Origin of the sequence: Pseudomonas sp. KBW05, assembly GCF_003852405.1 — a bacterium.
In the GTDB taxonomy this organism is placed as follows: Bacteria; Pseudomonadota; Gammaproteobacteria; order Pseudomonadales; family Pseudomonadaceae; genus Aquipseudomonas.
This window is the reverse complement of sequence record NZ_QAJM01000001.1, coordinates 52,150-73,896: the sequence shown is the minus strand read 5'-3', so window position 1 is coordinate 73,896 and position 21,747 is coordinate 52,150. Positions and strand designations below refer to the sequence as shown.

Sequence of the window (21,747 nt, the reverse complement as noted above, 5' to 3'; positions counted from 1 at the left end):
CCTTACTGGCTGGAAACGGAAGAGGGGTTGGCGACAGGCTTGGCCGGTGTCGCCGGCAGGAAGAACATCACCAGCGCCACCACCAGGTAGATCAAATAGGCGCCCAGGGTGCTGACCGTCGGCGCTTCCTGATAGCCGAACATGCCGGCGAGTACCGAGCCCAGCGGGCTGTCCATCGGCAATACGGCGCTGAAATCGAACAGCACGGCTTGCAGGTGGTTCCACACGCCGGCTTCATGCAGGGCCTGCACCGAGTTGGCGAGGATGCCGGCAGCCACCACCAGGATGAACAAACCGGTCCAGCGGAAAAACGCACCGAGGTTCAGGCGCATGCTGCCGCTGTAGATCAGGAAGCCGACGATGATCGCCAGGATCAAGCCGAGCAGGGCACCAATCGGCGCGCCCGGGCCTTCACTTTGCTGGAATACGGCCAGCAGGAAGAACACGGTTTCCAGGCCTTCACGGGCCACGGCGAAGAACACCATGAGGATCAACGCAGTGACCTGATGCTTGGAGCCGGCCAGGGCGTGGTCGAGGGACTCATGCAGGGAATGCTTGATGGAGCGCGCCACCTTGCGCATCCAGAACACCATGGAACTGAGGATGGCTACGGCGACCAGTCCGACTACACCTTCGAACAATTCCTGCTGCTTTTGCGGGAACTCGGCGCTGACCAACTCCAGGCCACCACCGACCAGCAACGCCAGGGCAGCGGCGAGGAATACCCCGATCCATACCGCCGGCATCCACTGGCCACGGCCGGTCTGTTGCAGGTAGCTGGCGATGATGCCAACGATGAGTGCGGCTTCAATGCCTTCGCGCAACATGATGAGAAAAGGGACAAGCATTCGGCACCGCGTCGCAACTAGATAGGAGGCTAAGTTGTAACATAATGATACTCATTGCTAAACAACAATTCTTGACGTTTGCTGAACAGTGGCTGAACGGTGGTGGCGAAGGGCAACCGCCCTTATGATGCACGCCATCTTGTGTGCCGCCGGAACGCCCAACTGCCCATGTCGGAAAAAGACTCCATCTCCATCCACCTCGTGCGCGAAGCCCTGTTGCAGAGCTGTGCGCCCGGGGCGGCCACGGTTGAAGCGCTGAGCAAAGTCGGGATTGCCCCGGCGTTGCTGGAGCAGCCTGACGCTCGTGTACCGGCCACGGCCTACGCCCGGCTGTGGCGTCTGCTGGCGCGGCGTCACGACGATGAGTTTTTCGGTATGGACCCGCGCCGGCTCAAATCCGGCAGCCTGGCGTTTCTCTGTCACGCCTCGATGGCGCAACCGACGCTCGCCACCGGCCTGGAAACCGCGCTGGGCTTTCTGTCCTTGATGCTGGAACAGATGCCCGCGCAACTGGCGCGTCAACAGAGCCTGGCGGAGATCGTGCTGGCGGAGCCCGCGCCCAAGCGCGCGTTCACCTATTTCACCTACTGGATGATTGTGCATGGCGTGGCCTGCTGGCTGGCGGGGCGGCGCATACCAATCCTGGCGATCGAGTTGCGCTGCCCGCAGCCGGACTTTTGCGACGACTACCAGGTGATGTTTTCCGACAACCTACGGTTTGATCGGCCACGCACCCGCATGATCTTTTCCGCCGATTGCCTCGACCTGCCGATCAAGCGCAGCGCCGAAGAACTCAAACGCTTCCTCGCCCACGCACCGGCCAACATCCTGGTCAAATACCGCGACCCCGACAGCCTCGCCACCCGTATCAAACACGACCTGCGCCACCTGCCCCCTGACACCTGGCCGGAAACCGACGGCCTGGCCGCCAGTTTGTGCATCTCCGCCTCAACCCTGCGCCGACGCCTGGCGGAAGAGGGGCAGACGTATCAGGGCCTCAAGGACAGCGTGCGTAAAGAGTTGGCCATTGTTTGGCTGGCTGAACCGCAGATCAGCTTTGCCGAGATTGCGGCGCGGTTGGGGTTTGCGGACGCCAGTTCGTTTTATAAGGCGTTTCGTAAGTGGGTGGGGTCGAATCCGGGGCATTATCGGAGTTTGATTTTGAATGAAAGTGCCCGGAGTTAGTTGCTCCTGAGCGGGATTAGGATATAGCTGACTCGTTCCATCGAATTAATATGACAGAGCGTTCCTTAATGATTTTAGGACGCGGCTGGCATATTCAAAGCCTGAATTCGTGCACAGTAAACCGTGTGTTTCCTTCTGCCAGCCGTAGTGACGTTAGGCTGCCGTGCAGGAAGCTGAACGAGCTGTTTAGCTGTGAGGGAATTCTATGGATAAATAAACCAATAGATTGGCTTTCTGTGCATATTTGAAAATTAATTTTGATTTTGAGGTGTGATCATGAAAAGTCTTATTGCGGTGCCGTTTGCTGTGTTGATGGTGATGTCGTCGCAGGTGTCTGCGGCGTGCTTGTATATAACGGATAGCTTTAGTGGGATTGTGTCGGGAGGCTTGGAGAATACGGCTTATGGACCGTTCACGATAACTTCTGCCAATGGCTGTTCAAATGCAAATATTGAAGCCCGCGTTTCAGCATTGGGCGTGGGTAGTCCGCCGGAAACATTCATTGAAAGACAGGAAGGCAGTTCATGGCACAGGGTGACCTTTGGTATCAGCGGTAATGCCTCCTACAATGGTCCGTTCGGGACTTATCGAGTGCGCGTGAAAAATGGCGCCGATCTTCCTAAAGCTTATTCAGGCACGACGAGATTCGGGCGCTAATCTGCTGAAAAAACCAGTGCGCTAGTGGGCTTAGCGCACTGTCCACTGCGCGCCCCTCAGGCACGTTCGTCAATCGATAAATCAGTGCTTTTGGAGTTGGCAAAGTAAAGCAACGCGTTTATTGCGTGGTTAGCATCAACCATGCCCTGTAGGTGGTCACTCGCTCCTTCACTTTGCGCCAGTGAGGGTTCTTTTTTAAAAAATGCAAGAGTATCTTCAAGCTTTTCATTGAACAGGGCGATGGCATTAAATTTGACGTGGGTGTCTGTTGGTTTTCCAGATGCATCATTTGCACCGTCCCCAGTGATGAACATGCCGAAAGATCGATAACTAATGAGCTCGCTGTTGTAAAGGCGGCGGCCTACGGCTCTAAGTTCATCCGTGCTGATCGATGTCATGTCATAGGCTTTGAGGAAGTTCTTCAGTTCTGAGATTTCTCTGCGGTCATCGAGCTTCAAAGTTTCTGCCGCTTTAGAAGCTTCCGTTATCGTAAACTGATTGGTCACCTGCCCAGGATTCTTGATCTGGTAAGGATTGGTTGCCTTCGTATGACGCATTTGTTCGGCAGTTAACAGAATAGCCATGATGAATCGCTCCAAAAATTGAAAGTCACTTCCATTTGTCGGAGTCCAAGGCTTTTTCTTTAATGGCCATTCCGCGATCAATGCGTATGAGTAGTACGATGTTATTCATGCAAAAAAAGCCAGAAGTCATTGTTCGGGCAGGACTAGGAATAAACTTACAGAAATACTCCATAATGCCTACAGATAATTCTCTCGACTATTTCAGACTAATCCCACAAAAAACCCTCAAAAAAAAGCCCCACGACCAAATGGACCATGGGGCTAAAAATTGGCTGGATGCGACCAACCAAAGGAGCTCTTTAAATCAAATCACTTCGCGCTGGCCACCACCGTATCCGGCTGCCAACCCCCGCCCAGTGCCTTGTAGATCGCCACAATCCCGCGATACAAATCCACCTCGGCCTGGGCCTGGGAGTCTTCCGCCGCCAACCGCTCGCGTTGCGCGTCCAACAGCACCAGGAAATCCACGGTACCTTCGCGGTAACGAATCGCCGCCAGGTCCGCCGCCGCACGGCTGGACTCACTCTGACGGATCAGCGAGACCAGGCGCTGTTGCCGCTTGCCATAGTCACTGAACGCATTCTCGGATTCTTCCAACGCCAGCAACACTTGCTGCTCATAGGTCGCCAACGCGCCGTCCGCTTCGGCATTCGCACCGCGCAAACGCGCGCGCACGCTGCCCAGGTCAAAGGCGGCCCAGGTGATGCTCGGGCCCAGGGACCAGGCATTCGCCGCGGCCGAGCCGATCTGCGAACCGCGCCCGGCGGTGAAACCGAGGAAGCCGCTGAGGCTGACCCGTGGGAACAGGTCGGCCTTGGCCACGCCGATCCGCGCGGTGGCGGCGGCCAGTTTGCGTTCGGCGCTGAGGATGTCCGGGCGCCGTTGCAGCAGTTGCCCCGGGTCTCCAATCGGCAACGCCTTGGCAATCGCCGGCAGGTCTTTCGGGCTGAGGTCCACGCTCAGCTTGTCCGGGCGCTGGCCGAGGAGGGTGGCGATGCGGTTGCGCTCGCGCACTTGCTCGGCTTGCAGTTGCGGCACGCTGGCTTCGACCGCCGCCAGGCGGGCGTCTGCCCGTTCCACGTCCAGCTGGTCGCCAACCCCGGCATCCCGCAGGCTGACGGTGATGGTGCGCGATTCCTGCTGGTTTTTCAGGTTGTCCAGGGCGATGCGCTCACGCAGTTGCGCGCCGCGCAGTTGCCCGTAGGCATCCACCAACTCGGCAATCATGGTGACTTGCAGTTGATACAGGTCCGCTTCTGCCACTTGTTGGTCAGCGTCGCTGGCCTCCAGGTTGCGGCGGATGCGCCCGAACAAATCCACTTCCCAGGCCATGTCCAGGCCCAGGTCATAGCGCTCGCTGGTGACGCGCTTGGTGGTCTGGCCGGGGATCTGGCCCTTGCCCACATCGCTGCTGGCACGGGAGGTGACCACCGGCATGATGTCGTTGGCCGCATCATCACGGATCGCCCGGGCGGCGCGCAGGCGGGCAAACGCCACCCGCAGGTCGCGGTTGCCGCTCAACGATTGGGTCACCAGTTGGTTGAGGGTCGGATCCTCGAACTGCTGCCACCAGATGCCTTCGTACTTGGCGTGGTCATAGCTCTTGGTGTCGGCGGCGGCCGTGATATTGGCCGCCTCCAGGTTCTCGGTTTTGTAGTCCGGGCCCACGGCACAGGCGCTCAGCGCCAGTACCAGCAAGCTCGGCAGGAATACTTTCACGCTCATTGCTGTGTCTCCAGCTTCAAGGCCTTGGCCGCTTTGCGCGCTTCGCTGCGCTCCACATAGCGACGGATCAGTACGTAGAACACTGGCGTCAGCAACAGACCGAAGAAGGTCACGCCGATCATCCCGGAGAACACCGCCACACCCATGGCATGACGCATCTCGGCACCGGCACCGCTGGACAACACCAGTGGCACCACACCCATGATGAACGCGAACGAGGTCATCAGGATCGGCCGCAGACGCAGACGGCACGCCTCCAGCACCGCAGCCAGCGGGTCAAGCCCCTCCGCCTGTTTATCCTTGGCAAACTCGACGATCAGAATCGCGTTCTTGCACGCCAGGCCCACCAGTACGATCAGGCCGATCTGGGTGAAGATGTTGTTGTCGCCGCCGGAGATAATCACCCCGGTGATGGCCGACAGCAGGGTCATCGGTACGATCAGGATCACCGCCAGTGGCAGGCTCCAGCTTTCGTATTGGGCCGCCAGTACCAGGAACGCCAGCAGCACACACAGCGGGAACACGAACAGTGCAGTGTTGCCCGAGAGGATTTGCTGATACGTCAGGTCGGTCCACTCGTAGGTCATGCCGTTGGGCAGTTCCTCTTTCAGCAGTTTCTCGATTGCTGCTTCCGCCTGGCCCGAGCTGTAGCCCGGTGCCGCGTTGCCGTTGATCTCGGCGGTGATAAAGCCGTTGTAGTGCATCACGCGGTCCGGGCCCGAGGTGTCGCTGACCTTGATAAAGGTCGCCAGCGGGATCATCTCGCCTTTGTTGTTGCGTACTTTCAGCTGGCCGATCTGGTCTTCGTCGAGGCGGAACTGCTGCTCAGCCTGCACGTTGACCTGGTAGGTACGGCCAAAGCGGTTGAAGTCGTTGGCATACAACGAGCCCAGGTAGATCTGCAGGGTGTCGAAGATGTCGCTGATCGCCACGCCGTGGGTCTTGGCCTTTTCGCGGTCGATGGCGGCATCGACCTGGGGCACGTTGACCGTGTAGCTGGTGAACAGGCCGAACAGTTCCGGCACGTTGTGGCTCTTGGTGATGACGTTCTGCACTTCTTTGTACAACTCGTCGTAACCCAGGTTGCCACGGTCTTCGATCTGCAGGCGGAACCCGCCAATCGTACCCAGGCCCTGTACCGGCGGCGGTGGGAAGATCGCCATGTAGGCTTCCTGGATGTCGCTGTACTTGCCGTTCAGCGCACCGGCAATCGCCCCGGCCGACATGCTTGGGTCTTTACGCTCATCGAACGGCTTCAAGGTGACAAACACGATGCCGCTGTTCGGGCTGTTGGTGAAGCCGTTGATCGACAGGCCCGGGAAGGCGACCGCTGCTTCCACGCCCGGCTGCTTGAGGGCGATATCGGACATGCGTTTGATCACATCTTCGGTACGGTCCAGGCTGGCGGCGTCCGGCAGTTGGGCGAAGGCCACCAGGTATTGCTTGTCCTGGGCCGGTACGAAACCGGTCGGGGTGTGGGCAAAACCGAACCAGGTCAGCACCATCAGGCCGGCGTACAGGAACAGGGCGATGCCGCTGCCGCGAATCACTCGGCGTACGGTGCCGACGTAACCATGGCTGGCTTTCTCGAAGAAGCGGTTGAACGGTTTGAACAACCAGCCGCCCAGCAGCGCGTCGAGCACCTTGGAGAAACGGTCTTTCGGTGCGTTGTGGCTCTTGAGCAACACCGCAGCGAGGGCCGGCGACAAGGTCAGCGAGTTGAACGCCGAGATCACGGTCGAGATCGCAATGGTCAAGGCGAACTGCTTGTAGAACTGCCCGGTCAAGCCGCTGATAAACGCAGCCGGAATGAACACCGCACACAGCACCAACGCCGTGGCAATGATCGGACCGGTCACTTCGCTCATGGCTTTTTCTGTGGCCGGGAACGGTTCCAGGCCCAGCTCGATGTTCCGTTCGACGTTCTCCACCACCACGATGGCGTCGTCCACCACGATACCGATCGCCAGTACCAGGCCGAACAGCGACAGCGCGTTGAGCGAGAAGCCAAACAGGTGCATCACCGCAAACGTACCGATCAACGATACCGGCACTGCCACCAACGGAATGATCGAGGCGCGCCAGGTTTGCAGGAACAGGATCACTACCAGAACAACCAGGATCAGCGCTTCGAACAGTGTGTGCACCACCGCTTCGATGGAGCCACGCACGAAGATGGTCGGGTCATAGACGATGCTGTAGTCCATGCCCTGCGGGAAGCTCTTTTTCAGCTCTTCCATCTTGCCGCGCACTTCGTTGGAGATCTCGATCGCGTTGGAACCCGGGCGCTGGAAGATCGGGATCGCCACCGCCGGCTGGTTGTTGAGCAACGAACGCAGGGCGTATTGGCTGGAACCCAGCTCGACCCGTGCGATGTCTTTCAAACGGGTGATCTCACCGTTATCGCCGGAGCGAATGATGATGTTCTCGAACTCTTCTTCCGTCACCAGACGGCCTTGAGTGTTCACCGACAATTGGAAGCTGGTGGCATTCGGTGCAGGTTGCGCACCCAAGGCACCGGCGGCCACCTGGCGGTTCTGCTCGCGGATCGCGGTGACTACATCCGTCGCCGTCAAATTGCGCGAAGCGGTCTTGTTCGGGTCCAGCCACACACGCAGGGAATAGTCGCCCATGCCGAACAGCTGCACGTCACCCACGCCGCCCAGTCGCGCCAGCTCATCCTTGACGTTGAGCAAGGCATAGTTGGACAGGTAGAGCATGTCGTAGCGCTGATCCGGGGAGGTCAAGTGCACCACCATGGTCAGGTCGGGGGAGGCCTTGTCCACGGTGATACCGATACGTGTCACTTCCTCAGGCAGTTTTGGCTGAGTCCGCGTCACACGGTTTTGCACCTGCACCTGCGCGTTGTCCAGGTCGGTGCCCAGGGCGAAGGTGATGGTCAGGGTCAGCTTGCCGTCGGCGGTGGATTGCGAGGACATGTACAGCATGTTCTCGACACCGGTGATGGCTTGCTCCAGCGGCGCGGCCACGGTTTCACCGATGACCTTGGGGTTGGCGCCGGGGAAGTTGGCACGCACCACCACGGTCGGCGGTACCACTTCCGGGTATTCGCTGATCGGCAATTGGAACAGCGAGATCGCACCGGCGATCAAAATCAGCAGCGACAGCACCGCTGCGAAGATCGGCCGCGAAATGAAGAACTTGGAAAAATTCATCTTGAGTCGTATCCCTTAACCGCGTGGAGTCGCAACGGCTGCGAGCTTGGGCGCGGTTTTTTCCGGCGCCACTTGCTCCAGGTTGCTGGCTTCAAGCGCTTGTCGTTGTTGGGCCAAGGCGGCGAGGGTTTCCTTGCTGGCCATCGGGATGGTTTCCGGGGCAACCGGCGAGCCTGGGCGGATGCGCTGCAAGCCTTTGACGACGATGGTGTCGTCCTTGCCCAGGCCACTGCGCACGATGCGCAAACCTTCGATTTTCGGCCCCAGTTCCACCGAGCGATACGCCGGCTTGTCGCCTTCCATCACCAGCACGAATTTCTTGCCCAGGTCAGTGCCGACGGCCTCGTCGTTGATCAACACGGCGGAGTAGGTGCCGCTGCCGACCAGCTTCAAGCGCGCGTACAGGCCCGGGGTGTAGCGGCCGTCCGCGTTGTCGAACACTGCACGCCCACGGATGGTGCCGGTGGCCGGGTTGACCTGGTTGTCGACGAAGTTCATCTGGCCCTGGTGCGGGTTGCCGCTTTCGTTGGACAGGCCCAGGTACACCGGGGTGGTCGCACCGCGACGGCCTTGGCGCGCCAGTTCGGTGTACTTGAGGAACACGCGCTCATCGGCGTCGAAGTAGGCGTAGACCTTGTCGGTGGAGACCACGCTGGTCAGCGCGGTCACGTCGGCGGTCACCAGGTTGCCGGCGGTGATTTCCGCACGGCTGACACGGCCGCTGATGGGCGAGGTCACGCGGGTAAAGCTCAGGTTCAGCTTGGCCAGGTCCAACTGCGCCTGGATCCCGGCGACCGCGGCGCGGGCTTCCTGGGCGGCGGTGGTGCGCGAGTCGGCCAGTTCGGCGGAGATCGCATTGCTCTGGCGCAGGCGTTCACCGCGTTGCGCTTCGTTGTCGCTGCGGCTGGCGGCGGCACGGGTTTGTTGCAGCTGGGCTTCGAGGCGGCGCACTTCAGCCTGGAACGGACGCGGGTCGATCTGGAACAGCAGGTCGCCTTTCTTTACCAGTGCACCTTCGATGAAGGCCACCTGATCGATCTGGCCCGACACCCGCGGACGGATCTGCACAGTCTCCGGCGCTTCCAGGCGGCCGGTGAATTCATCCCACTCGTTCACCGGCTGTTCCAGCACCTTGGCCACGCTGACTTTGGCAGCTGGCATGGCGGCCGCTTGTTCCGGGGTCTTGCCGCACGCGCTCATCACCACCACGGCCAGGATCGCCAGGGGGAAGCGCAAATGTTTGAGTGACTGTTCCATGAGGTGCATCCGCCAATGTATTTGAGATGGGCGGATCATGCGCGGCGGGGTGCTATGTCACGAATCGAATGAAGCAAAGGTAACTATCATTCGGAATGATATAAGCGGCGAGAAAGCCCTCTAGGATGGGTGTTTCGTTAGGGTGCTATCAATGTCATTGATGACAAAGGACTGTTGCAGGGTATGCAGAAGTCTCTGCCGTACTCGGTCAAAACTGTGGGAGCTGGTTTGTGTGGGAGCGGGCCCGCTCCCACATTTGGATCTCCATGTATCAGGTAGGCAGTGGTTTGTGTGCCCCGGCTACAACGTGCCGAACCCCACCTGCACCGTCAGTGCCCCTTGGTTATCCCCCAGCCCAATCCCATACCTTCCCTCCAGATCATCATTGATACACAGCTGCAATTCCCCCGTCTCACCCGGTGGAACCTCTGCCAAATCCCCCACCAAAAACGGCGTCCCCCCACTGCCCACACGCCCAATCAACGCGCCTTCATTGGCCCCCGGCAACGTATAGCCCGCCTTGGCGATCAACCCCGGGCTGCCATTGCCATCCACCATCCCGCCCACCGGGCTCGCCAGCCATTTGCCGCTCACGTAGCGCACCAGGCGTGGGCTCGGCCCGCTGATCTGCACGCCGGTGCCTTGCCACGGCTGGTTGGCCTGCACCTGCACGGTCACGGCCTTGAGGTCGTTGCACAGGGTGTCACCGGCCTGGATCGACAGCGCGGCAATGGTCAGGCTGGGGTTGGACGTGCCGGTGCTGGGGAACACGCCGTCACCCACCAGGAACAGGTTGGCGTGGTCCCAACTGCGCTGGTACTTGTCCACCACCGAGGTTTTCGGATCGGCGCCCATGCGGTAGGTGCCCATCAAATGCCCGGCGCCCTGGAACGAATAGGATTCGCCCTGGTAGACGAACACCCCCGGCGGGATGTCGGCGGTCAGTTCCGTTGCCCCGAGCAGTTCGGTGATGACGTGGCTGGCCAGGATGCGCGCCTGCTTGAAGCCCTCCTTGGTGTAGTCCGACAGGTCGTAGTGGATTTCCGGGCGCGGAATGCCCAGGCGATCCTTGTATTGGCTGGACGGCACGATGTAGCAGTTGGCGTTGTTGGGGTCGTCCTCGACTTGCTCCACCAGGAAGCCCACGCGAAATTGCCGGGTCAGCAGGTTGTTCAACTGTTGCACCAGCGCCGTGCCGAACAGCACTTGCGAGGCGCCGCTCGCATTGGGCAGCGGGTTGGTGCGGCTGACGTTGGTGCCATCGATGAGGTCGGCGACGGTGGTGTAGGGATCGCCAATCGGCCAGTTGAAGCCTTCATTGCCGATCTCGATCCGCCACGCCGCACGCTGGCTGCGAAACGCCCCGTCGCGCAGGCTTTCAATGCCCGATGTGGACACCGGCCCCCGGTACGGGAACACCGTCTTGCCTTCGGGCATCAAGCCCCAGGCCAGGTAGATCGGGTGGTCCGCCAGGCTACGGCCGACCTGGCCGCTGCTGTTGGCCACGCCGTTGGGCCAGGCGCTGCTGGTGGAATTGAGCAGCAGCTTGGGCGTCTCGATCGCATGGGCGGCGATCACATAACGCTGCCCGATGGCCACGCCGGTGCCGGTCGCCGGCCCGTCGCCCAGTTGATACTGGATGAACTCGATGCCACTGATGGTCTTGTCCGCCGCCACGGTGACCTTGCTCGCCACGGTTTTGTACAAGATGCGCACATTGCCGGTGTTGAGCGCGTTATTCATCGTCACCGTGGCGTCGTACTTGGCCTGGATCGGGCAGATCGGTGTGCAATTGGTATTGCCCGCACACACCCGGCGCCCGGCATAGGGCTGCGAATTGCGCCCGGCCGGGGTCGGGCTGACCACCAGGGGCAAGCCCTGGAACGACTGGCCCTGCACCGCGCTGACAAAGCTGCCATCCACCAGCGACAGCGGGATGCTGGTCATCGGGAACTCATAGTTGGCGGGGAAGGTAATGCCCAGGTAGCCCTGGTCGGCCACGTTGGCCGCCACGCCGATTTCCGCCTCGGCGCGGCAATACGCGCTTTGCAGGTCGTTGTAGCTGATCGGCCAATCCACCCCGACGCCGTACAGCGACTTCAGGCGAAAGTCATTCGGCAACATGCGCAGGCACGTCGCCACCCAATGCCAGGTGGTGCCGCCGCCCACGCGCTCGTAGGTGCTGGTAAACGGCAGCGGGCCTTTTTGCACCAGGTAGCTGACGTCGGGGTTGTTCCAACCCAGGATCAGGTCGGCGATGGTTGCACGCGGTGCGTTTTGCTCGGCCGGGTTGCGCGCCGGGCTCAGGGTGCTGACGGGTGGGTAGGGCGATTCCGGGGTTTTCAGGGTGGCGGTATAGAACCGCTCCAGGTACTGGTTACGGTTCGCCGGGATTTCCGGGCCGGATTCCAGCACCAGCACCTTCACCCCAGCCAATCCCAGTTGATAGGCAATCAAGCTGCCCGCAAGGCCTGCACCAACGATCACTACATCCGCTTGTTCGGTACTCATGATGAGGCTCCTGGCTGGGTATTGGCGGCAACACCGGTGAAGTCCTCAAGGCTCGGCGGTGCACTGTTCCAGTAGCCAAAAAAGAACTCGCTGTAGCCCATCGGGTGCGCCTGGGCGATGCTCCACGCCCAGCTTTGGGTGTAGGCCTCGGCGCTGACCACGGTTTGCTCATCTGCCGGGAATGCACCCTGGGCATACGGCTGGTACCACACGCCGAGCAGCCACAGCTTCATGATCGCGCGCGCCGCCTGGGCGGTTTGCGTGGTGGCGGGCTGGCCGTTTTGCATGAGGATCGCGGTGCCGATTTGCTGCGGCGTTTGTTGCTCGGCCAGCAGCGACGCGTACTGGCCGAGCAGGGCGCTGAGCACGTTCTGCCCCAGGCGCGGGCCGATGAAGTCGAGGAAGGTGGCGGGCAGGCCGATGGGGTCCACGGAGGGCGCCAGCAGTTTCTGATTGATACCGGTGAGCACCACGCTCAGGCCGGTGAAATTGTCGAGGTCGGTACTCATGGCTGGCTCCCTGTTGCCCCGGTGGATTGGGCGCGTTCGAGCAGGTAAGTGAAGTCGGCGAAGCTGGTGCGTGGCGACTGCGTGACGTGGGTCGCGGCGTTGCCGTGGCAGGCGATGCAACTGGACGACGCCTGGGGCACGGTGCCCTGGATGTACGTCTCCAGCGTTGCATTGGCGAGGAACGGCGGCGCCGGCTTGCCCAGGGGCACGGTGGCCGATATCTGGCACGGCGGCTGGCCGCTGAGGGTGGGCCACTGGGTGCTGATCAACTGGTAGTTGGCCCACACGCTGTTGGGGTTCACCGTGCGCAGCAACGTCTGGTAGGTGCTGTTCAGCGCCTTGGTGGCGTCGGTCAGCGGTATCTCGCGCACGATCTGCGACGGCGTCGCTTTCACCGCCGGGTTCCAAGGGCGTGGCGGCGGCTGGTTGACCTCGGCGTGGCTACTGGCGTTGTAGAACAGGTACGGGCCTTTGCGCTCGGCCGGTGGCGTGGTCTTTTCCGGCACATTGTCGACGTGCTCGAAGGTGGACCACACCCACTGCGGCGCGCTGGTGGTCTTGTGCACGATGTGCAGGCCGACCAGGCCCACCGGCTCGGCCGTGCAGGACTCCGCCACCACCGGCCCCTTGCTCGGGTCGCTGTTGCCCGGTGTATACACCAAGGCATCGACAGTGTGGAAACTGCCAGGCTTATCGTTGCCGTCCAGCACCTTCCACGACGCCTTGACCATGATCGAGCCCACCTCGCTGGTGCTCGGGTTGCCGCAACTGAACGCCACCGCATTGGTCGGGCTGGCGGCAAAAAACGCCTGCTGGCCCTGCACGCTGTACAAGCCGTTGTTGACGATGCCGTCGAACATCGACTGGTTCACCACGATTTCGTTGCGCGTGTACACGCCGCTCTGGTCCACCAGCGGGCCGCTTTCAAAGGGTTGGATAAACTCGTCCAGCACGTCCGGGACCTTGCCCATCTGTTGCAGCAAGCGCCCGGAGCCCTTGCCCTCACAGGCAGGTGGCACGGCCGCCGGCGCGCGAAACGGCTGCGGCTTCTGCCCCTGGGGCAGGAAGATCTGGTAACTCTCCCGGTAGCTTTCCCACACCGTGGCCGCGTCCTGCTGGCCGATCTGTACGCCGGTATTGGGGTTGCCGTCGGCCAGGGCTGGCCAGTTCAGGGCAATGAAGGTCTGCCACGACATATCGTCGAAGTTCTGTTGCAGGCTGGTGAGGGAAAACGGCGGGGTGGCCGTGACATCGAAGGGGATTTGCGTAGACAGCGTGGGGGCCGCGACGACCAGTGGGCTCAGCAATGCGCCGAACAACGCGCAGCCGAACCCGGGCCGGGGGCGATGGGTTTCCTTTCTCATCGTAATCTCCTAGGCATCAGGCGCCAGGAGACAGTGGGTCCGTCATGGACTCTTCAATACGCCTCCTGGCACGTTGCTGAGCGTAGATAAGGCGGCGCAGGCCGGTGTATGGGCGGCTAGATTGTTTCGTAATAAGTCCAATTGCTCACTGCGTGACGCACTAGACACGTCAATACCCGCTGGGTATTCATTGAGACCTTATCCATATTGGACGGCCACACCCTCAGGCGTCAGCCTGCACCCAATAACTATAAAAGAGGCGCAACCATGACCGTGCTATTGAGTGAGCGCAGCCAGATCTTCCAGCGTGCCGATGCCTACGCGGTATCCGACTACGTCAACCAGCATGTGGGCAGCCACTGCATTCGCCTGCCACCGCGCGGGCGCCCGCAGGCGAGCATCAGCCATCGCACCTTTTCCAGCCTGGACCTGTGCCGCATCAGCTATGGCGCGCCCGTGCAGGTCACGTCCGAGGCGCTGCAGACCATCTACCACCTGCAAATCCTCCTGAGCGGCCACTGCCGCTCGAATGCCCGTGGTGTGGAGCAGGTGTTCCAGCCCGGCGAGATCCTGCTGATCAACCCGGATGACCCGGTGGACCTGACTTATTCCGCCGACTGCGAGAAATTCATCATCAAGCTGCCGGTGCGCCTGCTGGAAAACGCCTGCCTGGAACAGCGCTGGACCCTGCCGCAACAGGGCATCCGCTTTGCCACGGCGCGCCATGCCCTGAGTGAGATGAGCGGCTTCCTGCAGCTGCTGGGCTTGATCTGCCACGAGGCGGAAAACGCCGCCGAGCCCGAGGTTCAGGGCCTGTACGAGCGCATCGTCGCCAACAAGCTCCTGGCGTTGTTGGCCAGCAATGTCTTGCGCGTGGTCCCGCCAGTGGCGCAGGGCGGCGGGTTCGAAGCGGTGCGCCAGTTTATCGAGGAGCACCTGACCGACGACATCAGCGTCGAACAACTGATGGCCACCGCCAAGGTCAGCGAGCGTTCGCTCTATACCCTGTTTGAACGTCAGGTCGGCCTGTCGCCGCGCGACTACGTGCGTCAACGCAAGCTGGAGCGCGTGCACGCACGCCTGCAACTGGCCACGGCGCGCAGCGTGACCGAGGTGGCGCTGGATCACGGCTTCGTGCACTTGGGGCGCTTTTCCGAGGCCTATCGCAAGCGCTTTGGCGAGTTGCCGTCGCAGACCTGGAAACGCCGCGCGCCCGGCGGATAGCGAATTGCAGCCAGCGGATATTGACGGTTGAAGCGTGCCCCTACAGTGAAGGCGCCTGATACAAGAACAACCGAGGGCCTACCCCATGATCAGCACGCTCGACCGCCTCGCCCGGCAACTCGGCGAATCCGTCCAGGAAGACCCCGCCACCGGGGTATTCCGCTGCCGCCGCGACATCTTCACCGACCCCGACCTGTTTGCCCTGGAGATGAAACACATCTTCGAAGGTGGTTGGATCTACCTGGCGCACGAAAGCCAGGTGCCCGAGATCAACGACTACTTCACCACCTGGATCGGCCGCCAACCGGTGGTCATCACCCGCGACAAGCACGGCACCCTGCACGGCCTGGTCAACGCCTGCGCGCACCGTGGCGCCATGCTCTGCCGACGCAAACAAGGCAACAAAGGCTCGTTTACCTGCCCGTTCCACGGCTGGACCTTCAGCAACGCCGGCAAGCTGCTCAAAGTGAAGGACGCCAAGACCGGCGCCTACCCCGACAGCTTCGACTGCGACGGCTCCCACGACCTCACGCGCCTGGGCCGCTTCGAAAACTACCGCGGCTTCCTGTTTGGCAGCCTCAGTGAAACGGTGCCGGAACTCAGCGATTACCTGGGCGAGACCCGCGTGATCATCGACCAGATGGTCGACCAGGCGCCCCTGGGCCTGGAAGTGCTGCGCGGCAGTTCCTCCTACGTCTACGACGGCAACTGGAAGCTGCAGATCGAAAACGGCGCCGACGGCTACCACGTCAGCTCGGTGCACTGGAACTACTCGGCGACCATGGGCCGGCGCAACTACGAGGCCGAAGGCACCCGCACCGTCGACGCCAATGGCTGGTCGAAAAGCCTCGGCGGGGTCTACGCCTTCGAGCACGGGCATATCCTCCTGTGGACGCGCCTGCTCAACCCCGAAGTGCGCCCGGTCCACGCCCACCGCGCGGCGCTCGCCGAACGCCTGGGCCAGGAACGTGCCGACTTTATCGTCGAGCAGACGCGCAACCTGTGCCTCTATCCCAACGTCTACCTGATGGACCAGTTCTCCACGCAGATCCGCGTGGTACGCCCGCTCGCGGTGGACAAGACCGAAGTCACCATCTATTGCATGGCGCCCATTGGCGAAAGTGCCGAGGAGCGCGCCACGCGTATCCGCCAGTACGAAGATTTTTTCAACGTCAGCGGCATGGGCACGCCGGATGACCTCGAAGAGTTCCGCGCCTGCCAGACCGGCTACCAGGGCGCGACCACCCTGTGGAACGACCTCAGCCGTGGCGCCAAACAATGGGTCGAAGGCGCTGATGAAAACGCCCGCGCCATGGGCATGCAGCCGCAGCTCAGCGGGGTCAAGACCGAAGACGAAGGCCTGTTTGTGCGCCAGCACGCCCATTGGGCGCAAAGCCTGCAACGCGCGATCCAGCACGAGCAACAACACCTGATCGCCAGCGACAAGGCGGTGTTGTCATGAGCGCCTCCCGTGACCGTTTGCTCGACTTTCTCTACTACGAAGCGCGCCTGTTGGATGATCGCCAGTGGGACGAATGGCTGGCGTGCTACTCGCCCAAGGTCGAATACTGGATGCCGGCGTGGGACGACCACGACACCCTAACCGAAGACCCCCAGCGCGAGATCTCGCTGATCTACTACCCCAGCCGTGACGGCCTCGAAGACCGGGTGTTCCGCATCAAGACCGAACGCTCCAGCGCCAGCACGCCGGAGCCGCGCACCGCGCACCTGATCACCAACCTCGAAGTGCTGGCCGACGACGGCGCGCAGGTGCACTTGCGGTTCAACTGGCAAACCCTCAGCCACCGCTACAAGACCACGGACACGTACTTCGGCACCTCGTTCTATCACCTCGATATGCGCGGCGAACAACCGCTGATCACGCGCAAGAAGGTGGTGCTGAAAAACGACTACATCCATCAGGTCATCGACATCTATCACATCTGAGGACGCCCCAATGACGTACGCCATTGCCCTGAACTTCGAGGACGGGGTGACCCGTTTCATCGACTGCAAGGTGGGGGAGAAGGTCCTCGACGCGGCCTTTCGCCAACGTATCAACCTGCCCATGGATTGCTCGGACGGCGTGTGTGGCACCTGCAAGTGCCGCTGCGAAACCGGCGCCTACGACCTGGGCGACGACTACATCGACGACGCCCTCAGCGCCGATGAAGCCGAGGCACGCCTGGTACTCACCTGCCAGATGGTGCCGCAGTCCGATTGCGTGATCGCCGTGCCGGTGCCGTCCAGCGCGTGCAAGACCGGCACCGCGCAATTTGCCGCGACGCTGGCCAGCATCACCCGCCATGCCGATGCGGCGGTGGAGGTGAGTTTCGAACTGGATCAAGCGCCGGTATTCCTGCCGGGCCAATACGTGAATATCGGCGTGCCCGGCAGCGGCCAGACCCGCGCCTATTCCTTCAGCAGCCGCCCTGGCGAGCGCCGTGCGAGTTTCCTGATCAAGCAGGTGCCGGGCGGCTTGATGAGCGGCTGGCTGGCCCAGGCCCAGCCCGGCGACGCGGTCTCGATGATCGGGCCACTGGGCAGCTTCTACCTGCGCGAGGTGGCGCGGCCGTTGTTGCTGCTGGCCGGTGGTACTGGGCTGGCGCCGTTTCTGTCGATGCTTGAAGTGCTCGCCGAACGCCAGGAAGCGCGTGCAATCACGCTGATCTACGGGGTGACCCGTGACCAGGACCTGGTGATGGTCGAGGCGCTGCACGGGTTTGCCCAGCGTTTACCGAATCTTACCGTGGTCACCTGCGTCGCCGACCCGCAGACCACCCACCCACGCCAGGGCTATGTCACCCAGCACATGCCCGGCGACGCGCTCCACGACGGTGACGTCGATGTGTACCTGTGCGGGCCGCCGCCGATGGTTGATGCCGTGCGCGAGTACTTCAAGCGCCAAGGCGTCAGCCCGGCCAGCTTCCACTACGAGAAATTCACCCCCAACGCCATCGTCACCGGCGATGCAGCCTGAGGAGCCCCCCCATGACTTTAAGGTTCAACAACAAGGTGGCCCTCGTGACGGGCGCTGCCCAAGGCATTGGCCGGCGTGTGGCCGAGCGTTTGCTGGAGGAGGGGGCCTGGCTGGTGGCCGTCGATCGTTCGGAGCTCGTGCACGAATTGCAGCACGAGCGCGCGCTGATCCTCACCGCCGACCTGGAGCAACACGCCGACTGCGCGCGGGTGATGGCGGCGGCCCAGGCGCACTTCGGGCGCATCGATATTCTGGTCAACAACGTCGGCGGCACCATCTGGGCCAAGCCCTTCGAGCACTACGCCGCGGCGCAAATCGAAGCCGAAGTGCGCCGCTCGCTGTTCCCCACGTTGTGGTGCTGCCATTGCGTGTTGCCGTACATGCTGGAGCAGGGCAGCGGCGCCATCGTCAACGTGTCGTCGATTGCCACGCGCGGTGTCAACCGCGTGCCGTATGGCGCGGCCAAGGGCGGCGTGAATGCCCTCACCGCGTGCCTGGCCTTCGAAACCGCCGGCAGCGGCATCCGCGTCAACGCCACCGCGCCCGGTGGCACTGAAGCACCGCCGCGCCGTATTCCGCGTAACAGCCAGGCGCAAACCGAACAGGAACGCGTGTGGTACCAACAGATCGTCGACCAGACCCTCGCCAGCAGCCCGATGCAACGCTACGGCAGCATCGACGAACAAGCCGGCGCGATCCTGTTCCTCGCGTCTGACGAAGCCTCCTACATCACCGGCGTGACCCTGCCCGTGGGAGGCGGCGACCTGGGTTGAGCCTCCTTTGCACTCACAACAACAATAAAGAGAGCACTGCCATGCGTACCCATGACGTTCATTCAATCATCGATAACGCCCGCTTCAGCCGGTTCCACTGGATGGTGGTGGGCCTGTGTGCCTTGCTGTTGATCTTCGACGGCTACGACTTGTTCATCTACGGCGTGGTCCTGCCGTCCATCATGAAAGAGTGGGGGCTTTCGCCCTTGCAAGCCGGGGCGCTGGGCAGTTATGCGCTGTTCGGCATGATGTTCGGCGCGCTGGTGTTTGGCAGCCTGGCGGACCGCTTCGGGCGCAAGAAAGGCATCGCCGTGTGCTTCGCGCTGTTCAGCGTGGCCACGGTGGTCAACGGCTTTGCCAGCAGCCCCACGGAATTTGGTATCTGCCGGTTTATCGCCGGGCTTGGCTGTGGCGGGCTGATGCCCAATGCAGCGGCGCTGATGAACGAATACGCACCGAAAAAACTGCGCAGTACCCTGATGGCGGTGATGTTCAGCGGTTATTCCCTGGGCGGCATGCTCGCGGCCAGCGTGGGGATTTTCATGCTGCCCAACTATGGCTGGTCGTCGATGTTCTTCGCGGCGGCTGTGCCGTTGTTGCTGTTGCCGATCATCGTGTATTGGCTGCCGGAATCCATCGGCTTCCTGGTGCGCCAGGGCCGCCACGAACAGGCGCGGGGGTTGCTGATGCGTCTGTCGCCGGGCACGCAGATCGAGGCGGGCGATGAGCTGGTGCTCAACGATGTGAAAGCCAAGGGCGCGTCGGTGGTGGAGCTGTTCCGCCACGGGCTGGGCGTGCGCACGGCAATGGTCTGGGTCGCGTTTTTCTGCTGCCTGCTGATGGTCTACGCGCTGAGTTCGTGGCTGCCCAAGCTGATGGCGGGGGCGGGTTACAGCCTCGGTTCGAGCCTGTCGTTCCTCGTGGCCCTGAACCTCGGCGGCATGGCCGGGGCGTTGGTGGGTGGCTGGTTGGGTGACCGCTTGAACCTGATCAAAGTGATGATCGCGTTCTTCCTCACCGGGGTGGTGTCCATCAGCCTGCTGGGCATCAACAGCCCGATGCCGGTCCTGTACCTGCTGATCTTCCTTGCGGGCGCCACCACCATTGGCACGCAAATCCTGTTGTATGCCGCTGCCGCGCAGCTCTATGGCTTGTCCATCCGCGCCACCGGCCTGGGCTGGGCGTCCGGCATCGGCCGCAATGGCGCAATCGTCGGGCCATTGCTGGGGGGCGCGTTGATGTCGGCGGAGCTGCCGTTGCAACTGAACTTCCTGGTCTTTGCCATTCCCGGCGCGATTGCGGCGCTGGCGATGCTGACCTATGCGCTGAATGTGCGCCGGCCGCGCGAGCGCCTGGAGACGGCTGGCGCGCGTTGATCTCCCCATCGTCGATAACAACAATTAAAAGAGCAACGACATGAATCAGCAGACCACCCAGCGACTCTGGCTGTCTTTACTGGGCATGCCCCTCGCCGCGACGGCGGCCGAGGGCGGCTTTTTCGAAGGCTCCAGTGCCACCTTGCAAGCGCGCAACTATTACTTCAGCCGCGACTTCTCCGACATCGTCGGCGCGAATAAACAGTCCAAGGCTGAAGAGTGGGGCCAGGGTTTTATCCTCACCTACAAATCCGGCTATACCCCGGGGCCTGTCGGCTTTGGCCTGGATGCCCTGGGCACCCTGGGCCTCAAGCTCGACAGCAGCCCGGACCGGGTCAATACAGGTTTGTTGCCGGTCAAGGACGATGGCCGCGCGGCGGACGACTACAGCCGCCTGGGCCTGACCTTCAAGGCGCGGCTGTCAGAGACCGAATTGAAGGTCGGCGAATTGCAGCCCAACCTGCCGGTACTGGCCTTCAGTGATATCCGCCTGCTGCCACCGAGTTATCAGGGGGTGAACATCAGCTCCAGTGAGATCAAAGGCCTCACGCTACAGGCCGGCCACCTGACTACCACCAGCCTGCGCAATGAAGCCGGTGACGAGAAGATGCTCGCCATGCTCGGCCACGTGCCGCAGCGCAGTGCCGACAGCGATGCCTTCGATTATGTGGGCGGTGACTACGCCTTCAACGCCAACCGCACCAGCGTCAGCCTGTGGCGTGGCGAGTTGCAAGACATCTACGCGCAGAACTTCCTCGGCCTCAAGCACAGCCAGCCGCTGGGAAATTGGGTGTTGGGCGCCAACCTCGGTTACTACACGGCGCGGGAAGACGGCGAAAAACGCCTGGGCAAGATCGACAACCGCGCGTTTTTCTCGCTGCTGTCGGCCCGGCACGGCGGCCACACGGTCTATGTCGGCTACCAGGCCATGTACGGCGATACTGCGTTCCCTCGAGTGTTTGCCAACGTCACGCCGCTGGGCAACGAGGTGCCCACCTACGAGTTCGCCTACACCGACGAACGCTCCTGGCAGGCGCGGTATGACTACGACTTCGCCGCGCTCGGCGTGCCTGGGTTGACCACCACGCTGCGCTACATCACCGGCGACAACGTGACCACCGGCGCCGGCTACGAAGGCAAGGACCGCGAGCGCGACCTCGACATCGGCTACGCCGTGCAAAGCGGCGTGTTACGCGGCCTGGGCATTCGCGTGCGCAATGTCATGGCGCGTTCCAACTACCGCAGTGATATCGACGAGAACCGGCTGATCCTCAGCTACACCTGGACCCTGCTTTAAACGCCGCCCTGGCAGGTGCCCATCACCAGGTAGTTGACGGTGTGCTGCACGCCCTGGCTGTCGAGATACACCAGGGTTGCCGGCGCCACCTGGCAACCGCCAGGCACGGCGGTGACGGAAACCACACGCTGCACATCCGGCACGCTGTCGGCGGCGAAAGCGCCGCTGGCGGCGAAGAGCAGGATAAGGCTGCAAAACTTGATGTTCATGGGATGACCCTCTGTCAGTAGGCTTCAGTTTAGCCAGCACAGCGCAGGGTTAAAGACAGGAGCGGGTAAATG

General features: G+C 61.9%; 18 protein-coding genes. 9 read left to right on the top strand and 9 right to left on the bottom strand.

The window, feature by feature from the left end; all coding sequences use genetic code 11:
• Positions 1-2: 2 nt before the first annotated feature.
• Complete coding sequence (gene efeU, locus DBR46_RS00310; protein ID WP_124524499.1) at positions 3-848, bottom strand: iron uptake transporter permease EfeU; 846 nt, start codon at positions 846-848, stop codon at positions 3-5.
• Between the two features lie 168 nt (positions 849-1,016).
• Between efeU and DBR46_RS00305 the strand changes: the two genes are divergently transcribed.
• Entirely contained in the window at positions 1,017-2,033 is a 1,017-nt protein-coding gene (locus tag DBR46_RS00305; protein ID WP_124524498.1) for an AraC family transcriptional regulator, read from the top strand.
• Between the two features lie 276 nt (positions 2,034-2,309).
• The gene (locus DBR46_RS00300; RefSeq protein WP_124524497.1) at positions 2,310-2,690 is read left to right on the top strand and encodes a hypothetical protein; all 381 of its coding nucleotides are present in this window, start codon (positions 2,310-2,312) and stop codon (positions 2,688-2,690) included.
• Positions 2,691-2,746: 56 nt separating this feature from the next.
• Here DBR46_RS00300 and DBR46_RS00295 read toward each other — a convergent pair whose 3' ends face one another.
• The 7 genes from DBR46_RS00295 to DBR46_RS00265 form a co-directional block, all read right to left on the bottom strand.
• On the bottom strand, positions 2,747-3,274 hold the full coding sequence (locus DBR46_RS00295; RefSeq protein ID WP_124524496.1) for a hypothetical protein: 528 nt from the start codon (positions 3,272-3,274) through the stop codon (positions 2,747-2,749).
• A gap of 309 nt (positions 3,275-3,583) precedes the next feature.
• The gene (locus tag DBR46_RS00290) at positions 3,584-4,999 is read right to left on the bottom strand and encodes an efflux transporter outer membrane subunit (protein ID WP_124524495.1); all 1,416 of its coding nucleotides are present in this window, start codon (positions 4,997-4,999) and stop codon (positions 3,584-3,586) included.
• On the bottom strand, positions 4,996-8,175 hold the full coding sequence (locus DBR46_RS00285; protein ID WP_124524494.1) for an efflux RND transporter permease subunit: 3,180 nt from the start codon (positions 8,173-8,175) through the stop codon (positions 4,996-4,998). Before DBR46_RS00285 ends, DBR46_RS00290 begins: the two co-directional genes overlap by 4 nt.
• A gap of 15 nt (positions 8,176-8,190) precedes the next feature.
• Complete coding sequence (mexE, locus tag DBR46_RS00280) at positions 8,191-9,432, bottom strand: multidrug efflux RND transporter periplasmic adaptor subunit MexE (RefSeq protein ID WP_124524493.1); 1,242 nt, start codon at positions 9,430-9,432, stop codon at positions 8,191-8,193.
• A gap of 300 nt (positions 9,433-9,732) precedes the next feature.
• On the bottom strand, positions 9,733-11,943 hold the full coding sequence (locus DBR46_RS00275; RefSeq protein WP_124524492.1) for a GMC family oxidoreductase: 2,211 nt from the start codon (positions 11,941-11,943) through the stop codon (positions 9,733-9,735).
• Positions 11,940-12,452 carry a sorbitol dehydrogenase gene (locus tag DBR46_RS00270; RefSeq protein WP_124524491.1) on the bottom strand — a complete coding sequence of 171 codons (513 nt, stop codon included), beginning with the start codon at positions 12,450-12,452 and terminating at the stop codon, positions 11,940-11,942. Before DBR46_RS00270 ends, DBR46_RS00275 begins: the two co-directional genes overlap by 4 nt.
• On the bottom strand, positions 12,449-13,816 hold the full coding sequence (locus DBR46_RS00265) for a cytochrome C (protein WP_124524490.1): 1,368 nt from the start codon (positions 13,814-13,816) through the stop codon (positions 12,449-12,451). Before DBR46_RS00265 ends, DBR46_RS00270 begins: the two co-directional genes overlap by 4 nt.
• Before the next feature lie 267 nt (positions 13,817-14,083).
• Here DBR46_RS00265 and DBR46_RS00260 point away from each other — a divergent pair, with 267 nt between their 5' ends.
• The 7 genes from DBR46_RS00260 (at position 14,084) to DBR46_RS00230 (ending at position 21,466) form a co-directional block, all read left to right on the top strand.
• Positions 14,084-15,040 carry an AraC family transcriptional regulator gene (locus tag DBR46_RS00260; RefSeq protein ID WP_124524489.1) on the top strand — a complete coding sequence of 319 codons (957 nt, stop codon included), beginning with the start codon at positions 14,084-14,086 and terminating at the stop codon, positions 15,038-15,040.
• Positions 15,041-15,125: 85 nt separating this feature from the next.
• The gene (locus DBR46_RS00255) at positions 15,126-16,502 is read left to right on the top strand and encodes a Rieske 2Fe-2S domain-containing protein (protein ID WP_124524488.1); all 1,377 of its coding nucleotides are present in this window, start codon (positions 15,126-15,128) and stop codon (positions 16,500-16,502) included.
• Positions 16,499-16,987 (top strand): benzoate 1,2-dioxygenase small subunit, encoded by a 489-nt coding sequence (benB, locus tag DBR46_RS00250; RefSeq protein WP_124524487.1) that lies wholly within the window; start codon positions 16,499-16,501, stop codon positions 16,985-16,987. Before DBR46_RS00255 ends, benB begins: the two co-directional genes overlap by 4 nt.
• A 10-nt stretch (positions 16,988-16,997) precedes the next feature.
• Complete coding sequence (gene benC / locus DBR46_RS00245) at positions 16,998-18,020, top strand: benzoate 1,2-dioxygenase electron transfer component BenC (protein ID WP_124524486.1); 1,023 nt, start codon at positions 16,998-17,000, stop codon at positions 18,018-18,020.
• Between the two features lie 11 nt (positions 18,021-18,031).
• Positions 18,032-18,793, top strand: a complete 762-nt coding sequence (locus DBR46_RS00240; RefSeq protein WP_124524485.1) for a 1,6-dihydroxycyclohexa-2,4-diene-1-carboxylate dehydrogenase — start codon at positions 18,032-18,034, stop codon at positions 18,791-18,793.
• A gap of 41 nt (positions 18,794-18,834) precedes the next feature.
• On the top strand, positions 18,835-20,169 hold the full coding sequence (locus DBR46_RS00235; protein WP_124524484.1) for an MFS transporter: 1,335 nt from the start codon (positions 18,835-18,837) through the stop codon (positions 20,167-20,169).
• A 40-nt stretch (positions 20,170-20,209) separates the two neighbouring features.
• Positions 20,210-21,466 (top strand): OprD family porin, encoded by a 1,257-nt coding sequence (locus tag DBR46_RS00230; protein WP_124524483.1) that lies wholly within the window; start codon positions 20,210-20,212, stop codon positions 21,464-21,466.
• On the opposite strand, the gene DBR46_RS00225 is transcribed toward DBR46_RS00230, so the two are convergent.
• Positions 21,463-21,675 (bottom strand): DUF2790 domain-containing protein, encoded by a 213-nt coding sequence (locus DBR46_RS00225; protein ID WP_124524482.1) that lies wholly within the window; start codon positions 21,673-21,675, stop codon positions 21,463-21,465. The two genes, DBR46_RS00230 and DBR46_RS00225, sit on opposite strands and share 4 nt — an antisense overlap.
• Between the last annotated feature and the right edge of the window lie 72 nt (positions 21,676-21,747).

Excerpts from the sequence above, each read along its gene's own strand:
- DBR46_RS00265 (WP_124524490.1), bottom strand. The coding sequence starts at position 13,816 with ATGAGAAAGGAAACCCATCGCCCCCGGCCCGGGTTCGGCTGCGCGTTG.
- DBR46_RS00270 (WP_124524491.1), bottom strand. The coding sequence starts at position 12,452 with ATGAGTACCGACCTCGACAATTTCACCGGCCTGAGCGTGGTGCTCACC.
- benC (WP_124524486.1), top strand. The coding sequence starts at position 16,998 with ATGACGTACGCCATTGCCCTGAACTTCGAGGACGGGGTGACCCGTTTC.
- mexE (WP_124524493.1), bottom strand. The coding sequence starts at position 9,432 with ATGGAACAGTCACTCAAACATTTGCGCTTCCCCCTGGCGATCCTGGCC.
- DBR46_RS00305 (WP_124524498.1), top strand. The coding sequence starts at position 1,017 with ATGTCGGAAAAAGACTCCATCTCCATCCACCTCGTGCGCGAAGCCCTG.
- DBR46_RS00260 (WP_124524489.1), top strand. The coding sequence starts at position 14,084 with ATGACCGTGCTATTGAGTGAGCGCAGCCAGATCTTCCAGCGTGCCGAT.
- DBR46_RS00275 (WP_124524492.1), bottom strand. The coding sequence starts at position 11,943 with ATGAGTACCGAACAAGCGGATGTAGTGATCGTTGGTGCAGGCCTTGCG.
- DBR46_RS00300 (WP_124524497.1), top strand. The coding sequence starts at position 2,310 with ATGAAAAGTCTTATTGCGGTGCCGTTTGCTGTGTTGATGGTGATGTCG.
- DBR46_RS00230 (WP_124524483.1), top strand. The coding sequence starts at position 20,210 with ATGAATCAGCAGACCACCCAGCGACTCTGGCTGTCTTTACTGGGCATG.
- DBR46_RS00225 (WP_124524482.1), bottom strand. The coding sequence starts at position 21,675 with ATGAACATCAAGTTTTGCAGCCTTATCCTGCTCTTCGCCGCCAGCGGC.
- DBR46_RS00285 (WP_124524494.1), bottom strand. The coding sequence starts at position 8,175 with ATGAATTTTTCCAAGTTCTTCATTTCGCGGCCGATCTTCGCAGCGGTG.
- DBR46_RS00295 (WP_124524496.1), bottom strand. The coding sequence starts at position 3,274 with ATGGCTATTCTGTTAACTGCCGAACAAATGCGTCATACGAAGGCAACC.
- DBR46_RS00290 (WP_124524495.1), bottom strand. The coding sequence starts at position 4,999 with ATGAGCGTGAAAGTATTCCTGCCGAGCTTGCTGGTACTGGCGCTGAGC.
- efeU (WP_124524499.1), bottom strand. The coding sequence starts at position 848 with ATGCTTGTCCCTTTTCTCATCATGTTGCGCGAAGGCATTGAAGCCGCA.
- DBR46_RS00235 (WP_124524484.1), top strand. The coding sequence starts at position 18,835 with ATGCGTACCCATGACGTTCATTCAATCATCGATAACGCCCGCTTCAGC.
- benB (WP_124524487.1), top strand. The coding sequence starts at position 16,499 with ATGAGCGCCTCCCGTGACCGTTTGCTCGACTTTCTCTACTACGAAGCG.
- DBR46_RS00240 (WP_124524485.1), top strand. The coding sequence starts at position 18,032 with ATGACTTTAAGGTTCAACAACAAGGTGGCCCTCGTGACGGGCGCTGCC.
- DBR46_RS00255 (WP_124524488.1), top strand. The coding sequence starts at position 15,126 with ATGATCAGCACGCTCGACCGCCTCGCCCGGCAACTCGGCGAATCCGTC.